The following is a 12,653-nucleotide window of genomic DNA, read 5'->3' as shown; positions in this document are numbered from 1 at the left end:
GAGGGGGCAGATGACGGAAGGCGCCGGATACGACGGAGTGAGCGATCAGGATCTGCTCGCCCGGCATGTGGAAGGCGACCCCGATGCCTTCGGTGAGATCGTGCGGCGGCACCGGGACCGGCTCTGGGCGGTCGCCCTGCGGACCCTGGGGGACCGCGAGGAGGCCGCTGACGCCGTCCAGGACGCCCTGGTGTCCGCCTACCGGGCCGCCCACACCTTCCGGGGCCAGTCGGCCGTCACGACCTGGCTGCACCGGATCACGGTGAATGCCTGCCTCGACCGGGCCCGCAAGGCGGCCTCCCGGAAGACCTCCCCCGTCGACGACACCGAGCGGCTGGAGCAACTGCTCGAGCCGCATGAATCGGCCTCCGCTCCGGCCGAACGGAACGATCTGCACCGCCAGCTCCTCGAAGCTCTCGGCGCACTGCCGCACGACCAGCGTGCCGCCCTCGTCCTGGTCGACATGCAGGGCTATCCGGTCGCCGAAGCGGCCCGGATCCTCGATGTACCCACAGGGACGGTGAAGAGCCGCTGCGCTCGCGGCAGAGCCAGACTCCTGCCGCTGCTCACGCACCTTCGGCCGGAAAACACCGGTGACGAAAATGATTCGGACCCGGCACGGAACCGGGCGGAGGGGACATCCGTCCCACCGGCAGCGGGGCCCCAGGACAGAGGCCCACAGGGCACCGGGCCGAATGATTCAGCCGCAGTGAAGGGCGGAGGTGGGCGAGCGTGACTTCCACGACAGACACGACCGGGCACCCGGACGTCGCGGAGATCTCCGACCTCACCGAAGGCCTGCTCCCACCTGCCCGTACCGCGGAGGTACGACGGCACCTGGACGGGTGCGAGCTCTGCGCCGACGTCCACGCCTCGCTGGAGGAGATCCAGGGCCTGCTGGGTACGCTGCCGGGTCCGCCGCGGATGCCGGCCGATATCGCGGACCGGATCGATGCCGCCCTCGCCGCCGAGGCGCTGCTGAGCACGACGACATCCGAGACGGCGTCCGAGGCGCATGTTTCACGTGAAACATCGCCCCGCGAGATGTCACCCCCGGGAGACCGCCCCGCCGGGCGACCGGGCGCCTCCACCGGCCCCGGCCGCAAGGGCCATGAACGTGACCGCGGCCGACGCCGCCGGACCGTCGTCCTCGGCACCGTATTCACCGCCGCCGTCCTGGGCGCTGGTTCCTTCTTCCTCCAGTCGCTCGGCGGCAATGCACCGACGACAGCCCAGGGCAAACCCACGACCTCCGCCGGAACCTTCTCCGAGAGCACCCTCCAGAGCCAGGTGAAGAACCTCCTCGGCACGAGGCAGAGCACCCCCCGGGGCTCTCAGAAGCCTCATTTCCACATCGAGGGGCAGTCCACCGGTCCCGGTTCGACCAACAGCCCCAACACCCTGATCCAGCCTTCGGCGTCGGTGCCTGTGTGTGTACGCCACGGCATCAGCCAGAGCGGCAGCATCCTCGGTGCGAAGAAGGGGACGTACGAGGGGAAGGACGCCTACCTCGTCGTGCTGCCCGACAGCTCCGACAACACCCGGGTGACGGCCTTCGTGGTGGACGCCTCCTGCGTCGACCAGCAGTCCGCCTCCCCCGGCAAGGTTCTGCTGACGGAGTCTCTGGCATACCCCTGAGCGTTCCCCGGCACGACCGCTGAGCACGGAACGCATCGCCTCGTCCTGGCGCGGAAATCCGTACGGTATGGGAGGCCCGTGTGCCCGGACACACCGGGAATGCGCGCCCCGTAGGATCCGTTGGGTGGGGTGAGAGCTTTCGAGAGAAACTCCCACCGGTCGAATGACGTAGACCAGAGACGAGGAATCAAGCCGTGAGCGACGTCCGTAACGTGATCATCATCGGCTCCGGGCCCGCCGGCTACACGGCGGCGCTCTACACCGCGCGCGCGTCGCTGAAGCCCCTCGTGTTCGAGGGCGCCGTCACCGCGGGCGGTGCGCTGATGAACACCACCGAGGTGGAGAACTTCCCCGGCTTCCGCGACGGCATCATGGGCCCCGACCTCATGGACAACATGCGTGCGCAGGCCGAGCGCTTCGGTGCGGAGCTGGTTCCGGACGACATCGTCTCCGTCGACCTGACCGGTGAGATCAAGACCGTCACGGACACCGCCGGCACGGTCCACAAGGCGAAGGCAGTCATCGTCACCACGGGCTCCCAGCACCGCAAGCTCGGCCTGCCGAACGAGGACGCGCTCTCCGGCCGCGGTGTCTCCTGGTGCGCCACCTGTGACGGGTTCTTCTTCAAGGACCAGGACATCGCCGTGATCGGCGGCGGTGACACCGCGATGGAGGAGGCCACCTTCCTCTCGCGGTTCGCCAAGTCCGTGACGATCGTCCACCGCCGGGACACCCTGCGCGCTTCCAAGGCGATGCAGGAGCGTGCCTTCGCCGACCCGAAGATCAAGTTCGCCTGGGACAGCGAGATCGCCGAGGTCCAGGGCGAGCAGAAGCTGGCCGGCCTGAAGCTGCGCAACGTCAAGACCGGCGAGCTCTCCGACCTGCCGGTGACCGGCCTGTTCATCGCGATCGGCCACGACCCGCGCACGGAACTGTTCAAGGGCCAGCTGGACCTCGACGAGGAGGGCTACCTGAAGGTCGCCTCGCCCTCGACGCGCACCAACCTGACGGGTGTGTTCGCCGCCGGTGACGTGGTGGACCACACCTACCGCCAGGCGATCACCGCGGCCGGTACCGGCTGCTCCGCCGCTCTCGACGCCGAGCGTTTCCTCTCCGCCCTCGCGGACGAGGAGAAGGCCGAACCCGAGAAGACTTCCGTCTGACCATCCCCCTTCCGCCCCACCGCACCATCAAGAAAAAGGAGCCCGCCGTGGCCGGCACCCTGAAGCATGTGACCGACGCCGACTTCGAAGAGGTCGTCCTCAAGAGCGACAAGCCCGTCCTGGTGGACTTCTGGGCCGAGTGGTGCGGCCCGTGCCGCCAGATCGCCCCGTCGCTCGAGGCGATCGCCGCCGAGCACGGCGAGAAGATCGAGATCGTCAAGCTGAACATCGACGAGAACCCGACGACGGCGGCCAAGTACGGCGTCATGTCGATCCCGACCCTGAACGTGTACCAGGGTGGCGAGGTCGCCAAGACCATCGTCGGCGCCAAGCCGAAGGCCGCGCTCGTCCGCGACCTCGAGGACTTCATCGCCGAGTGATGTTTCACGTGAAACACGAATGGGCCAACCCCCACGGGTTGGCCCATTCGCTTTGAAAGACCGACTGCGAAACACCGCCTGCGAAACACCGCTTCCCAAGGCCGCTCCGACACACCGCTCACAGCGGCCGCAGCGCCGGTTCCTTCTGTACGGCCCCCAGAAGCCGGTCGAGCGCCAGCTCCACGTCTTCCTTCCAGGAGAGCGTCGTTCGCAGCTCCAGCCGCAGCCGGGGATGTGCAGGATGCTGCCGGACCGTCTTGAAGCCCACGGCCAGCAGATGCTCGGCGGGCAGCAGACAGGCCGGCTCCTTGTAGCGGGCGTCACCGAAGGCTTCGATCGCCTTGAAGCCCCGTCGCAGCAGATCCTTGGCGACCGTCTGGACCATCACACGTCCAAGCCCCTGCCCCTGATAGCCGGGCATGATGAAGCCGGTGATGAGCTGGACGGCATCCGGTGAGATCGGGCTCGTGGGGAACGCCGTGGAACGCGGGACGTAGGCGGGCGGAGCGTAGAGCACAAAGCCAACCGGTACGTCATCGACGTAGACCACCCGGCCACACGATCCCCAGTCGAGCAGGACGGCGGAGATCCACGCTTCCTTCTCCATCGCGGGCGTGCCCGCCCTTACCGCTGCCTCGCCGCTGACGGGGTCCAGCTCCCAGAAGACACACGAGCGACAGCGCTTGGGAAGGTCCTGAAGGTTGTCCAGGGTGAGCGGTACGAGCCGACGCCCCATGAAGGCTGTTCCTCGCTTCCTTCGCCCGCAGCGCCACGAGCGGCTGTCAGAGCGCTGTGTTCCCTGAGCAGACTGCCGACGAATCCGACGGTAGCGCCCAAGCCCAGGCCTGCGCTCATCAGTCCGATGCGGCTCATCGATCGCATGGCCCCCGCCTCCCACTCAGAGGTGCTGCCAGCTGTCAGGTGGATGCGCCATACCCGTCGCATCGTATCCACACAGCGATTCCATCGATACCGCCTGAAAGCAAAGAGCGGATCGTGTCCGGTACACACCGGACACGATCCGCTCTCTGAACGACAGAACACCCACCGGGCGGGAAACACCCGGGGCGGTCAGTCCCCGGACTCCTCGGAGCCTGCGGAGTCGCCGTCATGAATGCCCTGGTGGAGCACCGGCCCCTCGCCCGGGGCGAGCGTGCCGAGGATCCGCTCAAGGTCCTCCATCGAGGCGAACTCGACGGTGATCTTGCCCTTCTTCTGGCCCAGGTCGACCTTGACCCGCGTCTCGAAACGGTCCGAGAGCCGGGTCGCGAGATCGGTCAGCGCCGGGGAGACCCGGGCACCGGCCCGCGGCCCCTTGGCGCGCTGTGTCGACTGGGGCCGCGAACCCATCAGGGTCACGATCTCCTCGACGGCCCGGACCGACAGCCCCTCGGCCACGATCCGGTGGGCGAGCCGGTCCTGCTCCTCCGAGTCCTCGACGGAGAGCAGCGCCCGGGCGTGCCCGGCCGACAGGACACCGGCGGCAACACGACGCTGGACCGCCGGCGAGAGCTTCAGCAGCCGCAGGGTGTTGGAGACCTGGGGGCGGGAGCGCCCGATGCGGTCGGCCAGCTGGTCGTGGGTGCAGTTGAAGTCCTTCAGCAACTGGTCGTAGGCGGCAGCCTCTTCCAGCGGGTTCAGCTGAGCCCGGTGCAGGTTCTCCAGCAGCGCGTCCAGAAGGAGCTTCTCGTCGTCGGTCGCCCGGACGATCGCCGGGATCGCCTCCAGGCCGGCCTCACGGCAGGCCCGCCAGCGCCGCTCGCCCATGATGAGCTCGTAACGCGCGGGACCCAACTGCCGTACGACGACAGGCTGGAGAAGGCCGACTTCCTGGATGGAAGTGACCAGCTCGTGCAGCGCGTCCTCGTCGAAGACCTCACGGGGCTGACGCGGGTTGGGCGTGATGTCGTCGAGGGGGATCTCCGCGAAATGGGCTCCCATCGGAGGAGCGGGGGTCTCCATGCCCCCGCCGAACACCGACGGCTCCTCGGGCTCCTGAGAAACAGGCGGCAGCATGGCCACCTTGGCCGCAGCGACCCCGCGGTCGGTCAGCGACGGGCCTGCTGAGGGGGCAGCGACGGCCGCCTCCTCCACAGCGGTCTGAGCCGGGGTCCGCTCCGTCGGGGCAGCAGGGATCAGTGCGCCGAGACCACGGCCCAAGCCAATCCTCCGTCGGTCGCTCACTGGATCCCCTCCACCATGCTCGGGTTCGTCTGTGCGCCGATATGGGCCTGCGTCGGGTCGTAGCTGACACCGACACCCCTCAGCGCGATTTCTCGGGCCGCCTCAAGGTAGGAGAGGGCACCGCTCGATCCAGGATCGTAGGTCAATACCGTCTGCCCGTAGCTCGGAGCCTCGGAGATACGGACCGAGCGGGGAATGCTCGTCCGCAGCACCTCGTCGCCGAAGTGGCTGCGCACCTCGTCCGCGACCTGGGAGGCGAGACGCGTCCGGCCGTCGTACATGGTGAGCAGGATGGTCGACACATGCAGGTCGGGGTTGAGGTGCCCCCGTACCAGGTCGACATTGCGCAGCAGCTGGCCGAGCCCCTCCAGCGCGTAGTACTCGCACTGGATCGGGATGAGCACCTCGGCACCCGCGACCAGAGCGTTGACCGTCAGGAGGCCGAGCGAGGGCGGGCAGTCGATGAGGATGTAGTCCAGCGGCTGCTCGTACGCCAGGATCGCCCGCTGAAGCCGGCTCTCCCGTGCCACCAGGGACACCAGCTCGATCTCCGCACCGGCGAGATCGATCGTGGCGGGGGCACAGAAGAGACCCTCGACGTCCACCACCGGCTGGACGACCTCGGCCAGCGGCTTGCTCTCGACCAACACGTCGTAGATGGACGGGACTTCGGCGTGGTGGTCGATCCCCAGCGCAGTGGACGCATTGCCCTGAGGGTCGAGGTCGATCACCAGGACACGGCCACCATGCAGGGCCAGCGATGCAGCAAGGTTGACGGTGGTCGTCGTCTTGCCGACACCGCCCTTCTGGTTGGCGACCACGATGACTCTGGTCTGCTCCGGACGCGGCAGGCCTTCGCCGGCGCGGCCCAGAGCCTCCACCGCGAGTTGGGCAGCACGACCGATGGGAGTGTCGTCCATCGGAGGCGGTGTTTCACGTGAAACATCCGCCCCCATCGACTCGGTACGGGGGCCGGGGACCGGATCGGTCATCGGTCCCGCGATGTTGGCGTCGGACCGCAAGGATTCACTCTCCTCGACTTCAGGCTCGCAATGAACAGAGCCTCCCATGTCTTCGGGGTCGTGAACCAGTGAGGCCTGTTGTTCTGTGGAGAAATCCACCTCTGTGGACAACTCCGTGCCCCCCACGGGCGACGGAGTGTCACCGGAGGCCCCTTCCCCGAGGGCCCCGAGAGGCTTTCGGTCGCGCGGTTCGGCCGCAGCGCGGGTCCGACCGATGATGCCGTGCAGCAGTGAGCGACGTTTCACGTGAAACACGATGCACAGCGCGCGGTACCGAAAAGCCGCGACACTCCGTCATGCGTAGGTTTGGCAGCTTGTGTGGAGTACGTCACGTCCTCAGGACGGATCAGCGGCGCCTACGCGCCCTCCCCGTACGAGCGGCCTTCGCCCGCTTGGCCGCGAAACGCACACCGCCCGGGCTCTCCCCGACCTCCACACGCACGACGGTCGACAACGGATCCACCACACCCTCACCCACATGCAGGATCGACGTGGAGACCGCCCCCAGCTTGGTCAGGGCGGTCGCCGCGGCCTTCAGCTCCTCCTCCGCCGTGTCCCCCTTCAGGGCGAGCATCTCGCCGTAGGGACGCAGCAGCGGGATACCCCACGTGGCCAGCCGGTCCAGCGGGGCCACGGCACGGGCCGTCACCACATGCACCGGAGGCAGCTTGCCCATGACCTCCTCGGCACGACCGCGCACGACGGTCACATGGTTCAGCCCCAGCAATTCGACGACCTCGGTGAGGAAGTTGGTCCGCCGGAGCAGAGGCTCCAAAAGGGTGATGTTGAGGTCCTCCCGGACCAGCGCCAGCGGAATACCGGGCAGGCCGGCACCGGAGCCCACATCGCACACCGTCACCCCCTCGGGGACGGCCTCCGAGAGCACCGCGCAGTTCAGCAGGTGCCGCTCCCACAGGCGGGGCACTTCCCGTGGGCCGATCAGACCACGCTGCACGCCTGCCTCGGCGAGCAGCTCCGCGTAGCGGACCGCATCGGCGTAGCGCTCGCCGAACACTTCCCGCGCCTGTTCGGGCGCCGGGGGGAGCTCCGCAGCCTCCGTCACGGGGACCGTCCTTCCGTACAGCGCCGGTGCTCCGTGCACCAGCCACCAGAACTACCAGGCTGACAAAGTTCGGCCCCGCCTGCGGGCAGACGGGGCCGGTGAAACGTGGGGACCGATCAGGCGGGAAGCACGACGACAAACCGCTGCGGCTCCTCGCCCTCCGACTCGCTGCGCAGTCCGGCGGACTTGACCGCGTCGTGCACGACCTTGCGCTCGAAAGGAGTCATCGGCTTGAGCTTCACGGGCTCACCGGTGCTCTTCACCTCGGCGGCGGCCTTGGCACCCAGCTCGGAGAGCTCGGCGCGCTTCTTGGCACGGTAGCCCGCGATGTCGAGCATCAGACGGCTACGGTCACCGGTCTCCCGGTGCACGGCCAGGCGGGTCAGCTCCTGGAGCGCCTCCAGCACCTCGCCGTCACGGCCGACCAGCTTCTGCAGGTCGCGGCCGCCGGCGTCGCTGATGATCGACACGGCGGCCCGGTCGGCCTCGACGTCCATGTCGATGTCGCCGTCGAGGTCGGCGATGTCCAGCAGACCCTCGAGGTAGTCCGCCGCGATCTCACCCTCCTGCTCCAGGCGGGTCAGGGTGTCTGCACCCTCGGCAGCGGCGGAGGTGGTGCCTTCCGTCACGGGATGGGCTCCTTCTTACTTCTTGGACGGGGACTTGGGGCGCTGCGGACCGCCCTTGCGCTGACCGGACTGGGCCCTGCTGCGGCCGTTGGAGCCGGCCTTCGGAGACTGCCCGGCGGCCGGCTTGGCGTCCTGCGGCTCGTCGGACTTCTCCAGCGAAGTGGTCTTCTCCGCAGAGTCCGACGTGGCGTCGTCGGCCGCCTTCGGGCCGCCGGACTGACGCTGGGCCTTGGTCTGGCGCTTGGGCTGCTGGCGCTTGGCGGTGGCAGCGGTCGTGACGCCGTCCTCGGTCTGCTCGACGGCCGGGGCCTCACCCTTCACCACGGTGCCGTCGGTCTGGGCCACAAGACCCGACTTGGTCAGCGCATTGATGAACTTGCGCTCGAACTCGTTACGGTCGCGGCCCTTGGCGACGATCGCCTTGATGATGGTCTTCTCACTGCGGCGACGGGTCTTGCCGTGGTGCGTGACGTGCTTGGTGAGGCGCTCCAGGTAGGCGGCCTGCGCCTTGGAACCCGGGGTCGGGTTGTTGCGGATGACGTACATCTGCTGGCCCATGGTCCACACGTTGGTGGTCAGCCAGTAGACGAGAACACCGACCGGGAAGTTGATGCCGAAGACGGCGAACATCACCGGGAAGACGTACATCATCATCTTCTGCTGCTGCATGAAGGGCGTCTTCACCGTGGTGTCGACGTTCTTCGTCATCAGCTGGCGCTGCGTGTAGAACTGCGACGCCGACATCAGGACGATCATGACTGCGGTGACGACCCGGACGTCGGTGAGGGAGGCGCCGAGCGCCTCCACCTTCGACGAACCGTCCGTGAACTTCGCGGCGAGCGGGGCACCGAAGATATGGGCCTTACGGGCGCTGGCGAGCAGCGACTCGTTGATGACACCGATCGTGGTGCCCGTCGCGATGCCGTTGAGCACGTGGTACAGGGCGAAGAAGAACGGGGACTGCGCCAGGATGGGAAGGCACGAGGAGAGCGGGTTGGTACCCGACTCCTTGTACAGCTTCATCATCTCTTCGGACTGACGCTGCTTGTCGTTCTTGTAGCGCTCCTGGATCTTCTTCATCTCGGGCTGGAGCGTCTGCATGGCCCGGGTCGCCTTGATCTGCTTCACGAAGAGCGGGATCAGGCAGATGCGGATCAGGATCACCAGGGACACGATGGACAAGCCCCAGGCCCAGCCCGTGTCGGGACCGAAGATCTTCCCGTACACGGAATGGAACTGGACGATGACCCACGAAACGGGTGTCGTGATGAAGCTGAACAGGCTGGCAATCGTGTCCACTAATCATGCTCCTTGGGCATGGGACGAAGTCTCTGCGGCCGGGCTCGAAGGAAGATCGGAGAGAGCCTTCTCCTCGGTGGCCGGTTCGGCGGCGGAGGGCCCGCCCTTGCGTGCACGCCAGGCGTCACGCAGCATTTCGTGCCACCGCGGGCGCTTGCGCGGCGGGACATGGTCCACACCACCCAGCGACCACGGGTTGCACCGCAGGATGCGCCAGGCCGTGAGTGCCGTCCCCTTGATCGCACCGTGCCGGTCGATGGCCGTATAGCCGTAGTGGGAGCACGACGGGTAGTACTTGCACACCGGCCCGAGCAGCGGACTGATCGTCCACTGGTACAGCTTGATCAGAGCCAGCAGCGGGTACTTCATCGCGCGCCCCCTCCCAGCAGCCGCTCGACGGCGGCATCCAGGTCTCGGGCCAGCTGTGCATGGTCGGCGTCGCCCGCTCCGGGCAGCGCTCGTACGACTACCAGGCTACCGGGGGGAAACAGGGCGACTCGGTCACGCATCAGATGGCGCAGTCTGCGCTTCACTTTGTTGCGCACGACCGCACCACCCACTGCCTTGCTCACGACGAAACCCGCACGCGTCGGGGGAGCGCTCTCCCCAGGCGCGTGCGGGTCCGTGGCACCGCTACGAAGGTGGACGACAAGGGACGGGCGACCAGCCCGGCGACCCCGTCGTACCGCGGTCGCGAAGTCCTCGCGCCGCCTCAGCCGATGCTCGGTAGGCAGCACGACGTCATGACCTGATCAGGATCAGGCGGAAAGGCTGGCGCGACCCTTGGCACGACGGTTCGCGAGAATCGCGCGGCCGGCACGGGTACGCATCCGAAGGCGGAAGCCGTGGGTCTTCGCGCGACGACGGTTGTTCGGCTGGAAGGTGCGCTTGCTCACTCGGGGGCTCCAGAAATCAAATCGGTGGTGGCGGGTGCCGTCCTGGCTGTCACCGTGCGCCCACGAGTAGCTCGCATCACGCCCGAGTGCACCGCTTCCCGATCACCTTCAGCGATCTGTGCCCATCGGAGGCAGGCGGCAGCAGCCATCGACAACTCGACCTGGTTACGGTACGCGGGGCTACGCCATTCGGTCAAACCAGCGGTGACGGAGAGACACTATCCACAGGCTGGGGACAACAACTTGAACCGCACCCGCCACGCTGACTACCGTGGCTGAACTCCGATTCGTTCCTTTATCCCCGCCCGACCCGATATTCATCCCGACCCGTCCTCGAACCACACGTTCGTGGGACCTGTGAGAGAGCGTGCCCTGTGGCTGACGTACCTGCCGATCTTGCCGCAGTGTGGCCACGAGTACTGGAGCAGCTCCTCGGTGAGGGCCGCGGTCAGGGTGTGGAGTCGAAGGACGAGCACTGGATCCGGCGCTGCCAGCCGCTCGCACTCGTCGCGGACACCGCCCTTCTCGCCGTACCGAACGAATTCGCGAAGAACGTACTGGAAGGCCGTCTCGCCCCCATCGTCAGCGAGACCCTGAGCCGCGAGTGCGGCCGCCCGATCCGGATCGCGATCACCGTGGACGAGTCGGCCGGCGAGCCCCCGGCTCCGCCGGCCCCGCCCGTGCAGCAACGATACGAGGAGCCCGAGCTCCCCTCGTCCCCGTACGAGGGCGGCTACGGCCGTCATCGCGCCGACGACCAGGGCGGACGCGACCAGCTCCCCACCGCCCGCCCGGCCTACCCCTCCGAGTACCAGCGCCCCGAGCCCGGCGCCTGGCCGCGCCCCGGCCAGGACGAGTACGGCTGGCAGCAGCCGCGGCTCGGCTTCCCCGAACGCGACCCCTATGCCTCACCGTCCCAGGACACCTACCGCTCGGACGGCTACGGCGACTCCTACTCCCAGGACTACCGGCCCCAGCAGCCGATGGACCGGCCGCCGTACGAACAGCAGCGCGCCGAGTACGAACCGCCGCGCCCCGACTACGACAAGCGCCCCGACTACGACAAGCGCCCGGACTACGACAAGCGCCCCGACTACGACCGGTCCGACTACGACCAGCGCGACACCGGCCGCCGTGACCTGCCCGAGCCCCCCGGCGGGGCCGGCCAGGGACACCGGGGCGGTCCCGGACGCCCGGACCTGCCCGGCGCCGGCGGGCCCAGCTCGCTGGGCTCGAAGCCCGCACCGGCCGGCGGGCCCGCCGAGCCGACCGCGCGCCTGAACCCGAAGTACCTCTTCGACACGTTCGTCATCGGCGCGTCCAACCGCTTCGCGCACGCGGCCGCGGTCGCCGTCGCCGAGGCGCCCGCGAAGGCGTACAACCCCCTCTTCATCTACGGGGAGTCCGGGCTCGGCAAGACGCACCTGCTGCACGCGATCGGGCACTACGCGCGGAGCCTCTACCCGGGCACGCGCGTGCGGTACGTGAGCTCGGAGGAGTTCACCAACGAGTTCATCAACTCGATCCGCGACGGCAAGGGCGACAGCTTCCGCAAGCGCTACCGCGAGATGGACATCCTGCTCGTCGACGACATCCAGTTCCTCGCGGACAAGGAGTCGACGCAGGAGGAGTTCTTCCACACCTTCAACACGCTCCACAACGCGAACAAGCAGATCGTGCTCTCCAGCGACCGGCCGCCCAAGCAGCTGGTCACGCTGGAGGACCGGCTGCGGAACCGTTTCGAGTGGGGTCTGATCACCGACGTCCAGCCGCCGGAACTGGAGACGCGTATCGCGATCCTCCGCAAGAAGGCGGTGCAGGAGCAGCTGAACGCGCCGCCGGAGGTGCTGGAGTTCATCGCCTCCCGCATCTCCCGCAACATCCGTGAGCTGGAGGGCGCGCTGATCCGGGTGACGGCGTTCGCGTCGCTCAACCGGCAGCCGGTGGATCTCGGGCTGACGGAGATCGTCCTCAAGGACCTGATCCCCGGCGGCCAGGACACCACGCCGGAGATCACCGCGACGGCCATCATGGCCTCGACCGCCGACTACTTCGGCCTGACCGTCGAGGACCTGTGCGGGAGCTCGCGCGGCCGGCAACTGGTCACGGCGCGGCAGATCGCCATGTACCTGTGCCGGGAGCTGACCGACCTGTCGCTGCCGAAGATCGGGGCACAGTTCGGCAACCGGGACCACACGACCGTGATGCACGCCGACCGGAAGATCCGGGCGTTGATGGCCGAGCGGCGGTCGATCTACAACCAGGTGACCGAGCTGACCAACCGCATCAAGAACGGGTAGCTGTACGGCCCTCCAGGCGCCTTCGGGAGAGATCCCGGGGGCGCCTTTTGGTGTCCTGGGGCGGTTCGGCAGTGGGTCA

14 protein-coding genes are annotated in these 12,653 nt (G+C 67.9%); 5 read left to right on the top strand and 9 right to left on the bottom strand.

What is annotated here, in order from left to right:
• Window positions 1-10 precede the first annotated feature (10 nt).
• The 4 genes from sigM to trxA all read left to right on the top strand — a co-directional run bounded on the left by sigM (window position 11) and on the right by trxA (window position 3,181).
• Window positions 11-736 (top strand): RNA polymerase sigma factor SigM, encoded by a 726-nt coding sequence (gene sigM, locus EDD90_RS27910; RefSeq protein WP_123975729.1) that lies wholly within the window; start codon window positions 11-13, stop codon window positions 734-736.
• Window positions 733-1,638, top strand: a complete 906-nt coding sequence (locus EDD90_RS27905; protein ID WP_123975728.1) for an anti-sigma factor — start codon at window positions 733-735, stop codon at window positions 1,636-1,638. Before sigM ends, EDD90_RS27905 begins: the two co-directional genes overlap by 4 nt.
• 194 nt (window positions 1,639-1,832) lie before the next feature.
• Entirely contained in the window at window positions 1,833-2,801 is a 969-nt protein-coding gene (gene trxB, locus EDD90_RS27900; protein WP_123975727.1) for a thioredoxin-disulfide reductase, read from the top strand.
• A gap of 47 nt (window positions 2,802-2,848) precedes the next feature.
• Window positions 2,849-3,181 (top strand): thioredoxin, encoded by a 333-nt coding sequence (gene trxA / locus EDD90_RS27895; RefSeq protein ID WP_123975726.1) that lies wholly within the window; start codon window positions 2,849-2,851, stop codon window positions 3,179-3,181.
• Window positions 3,182-3,299: 118 nt separating this feature from the next.
• Here trxA and EDD90_RS27890 read toward each other — a convergent pair whose 3' ends face one another.
• From EDD90_RS27890 to rpmH, 9 genes are all read right to left on the bottom strand, one after another.
• Window positions 3,300-3,917: a GNAT family N-acetyltransferase gene (locus EDD90_RS27890; protein ID WP_123975725.1), complete on the bottom strand. Its 618-nt coding sequence runs from the start codon at window positions 3,915-3,917 to the stop codon at window positions 3,300-3,302.
• Between the two features lie 335 nt (window positions 3,918-4,252).
• Window positions 4,253-5,365, bottom strand: a complete 1,113-nt coding sequence (locus EDD90_RS27885; RefSeq protein ID WP_123975724.1) for a ParB/RepB/Spo0J family partition protein — start codon at window positions 5,363-5,365, stop codon at window positions 4,253-4,255.
• Window positions 5,362-6,435 (bottom strand): ParA family protein, encoded by a 1,074-nt coding sequence (locus tag EDD90_RS27880; protein ID WP_123975723.1) that lies wholly within the window; start codon window positions 6,433-6,435, stop codon window positions 5,362-5,364. The genes EDD90_RS27885 and EDD90_RS27880 overlap by 4 nt, the downstream gene beginning before the upstream one ends.
• A 298-nt stretch (window positions 6,436-6,733) precedes the next feature.
• Window positions 6,734-7,450, bottom strand: a complete 717-nt coding sequence (rsmG, locus tag EDD90_RS27875) for a 16S rRNA (guanine(527)-N(7))-methyltransferase RsmG (protein WP_123975722.1) — start codon at window positions 7,448-7,450, stop codon at window positions 6,734-6,736.
• A gap of 116 nt (window positions 7,451-7,566) precedes the next feature.
• Window positions 7,567-8,079 carry a R3H domain-containing nucleic acid-binding protein gene (locus EDD90_RS27870; RefSeq protein WP_062721178.1) on the bottom strand — a complete coding sequence of 171 codons (513 nt, stop codon included), beginning with the start codon at window positions 8,077-8,079 and terminating at the stop codon, window positions 7,567-7,569.
• A gap of 15 nt (window positions 8,080-8,094) precedes the next feature.
• Entirely contained in the window at window positions 8,095-9,378 is a 1,284-nt protein-coding gene (gene yidC, locus EDD90_RS27865; protein WP_123975721.1) for a membrane protein insertase YidC, read from the bottom strand.
• Between the two features lie 3 nt (window positions 9,379-9,381).
• Entirely contained in the window at window positions 9,382-9,747 is a 366-nt protein-coding gene (gene yidD / locus EDD90_RS27860) for a membrane protein insertion efficiency factor YidD (RefSeq protein WP_123975720.1), read from the bottom strand.
• On the bottom strand, window positions 9,744-10,115 hold the full coding sequence (gene rnpA, locus EDD90_RS27855; protein ID WP_123975719.1) for a ribonuclease P protein component: 372 nt from the start codon (window positions 10,113-10,115) through the stop codon (window positions 9,744-9,746). Before rnpA ends, yidD begins: the two co-directional genes overlap by 4 nt.
• 21 nt (window positions 10,116-10,136) lie before the next feature.
• The gene (gene rpmH, locus EDD90_RS27850; protein WP_015659252.1) at window positions 10,137-10,274 is read right to left on the bottom strand and encodes a 50S ribosomal protein L34; all 138 of its coding nucleotides are present in this window, start codon (window positions 10,272-10,274) and stop codon (window positions 10,137-10,139) included.
• 374 nt (window positions 10,275-10,648) lie between these two features.
• On the opposite strand from rpmH, the gene dnaA reads away from it, so the two are divergent.
• Window positions 10,649-12,574, top strand: a complete 1,926-nt coding sequence (gene dnaA, locus EDD90_RS27845; RefSeq protein ID WP_123975718.1) for a chromosomal replication initiator protein DnaA — start codon at window positions 10,649-10,651, stop codon at window positions 12,572-12,574.
• The last annotated feature ends 79 nt before the right edge of the window (window positions 12,575-12,653 follow it).

It is taken from the genome of Streptomyces sp. Ag109_O5-1, assembly GCF_003814875.1.
GTDB lineage: Bacteria > Actinomycetota > Actinomycetes > Streptomycetales > Streptomycetaceae > Streptomyces > Streptomyces sasae.
The sequence above is the reverse complement of the archived record's forward strand: the minus strand, read 5'-3'. Positions and strand labels throughout refer to the sequence as shown.

Excerpts from the sequence above, each read along its gene's own strand:
- sigM (WP_123975729.1), top strand. The coding sequence starts at position 11 with ATGACGGAAGGCGCCGGATACGACGGAGTGAGCGATCAGGATCTGCTC.
- EDD90_RS27890 (WP_123975725.1), bottom strand. The coding sequence starts at position 3,917 with ATGGGGCGTCGGCTCGTACCGCTCACCCTGGACAACCTTCAGGACCTT.
- EDD90_RS27880 (WP_123975723.1), bottom strand. The coding sequence starts at position 6,435 with ATGGGAGGCTCTGTTCATTGCGAGCCTGAAGTCGAGGAGAGTGAATCC.
- yidD (WP_123975720.1), bottom strand. The coding sequence starts at position 9,747 with ATGAAGTACCCGCTGCTGGCTCTGATCAAGCTGTACCAGTGGACGATC.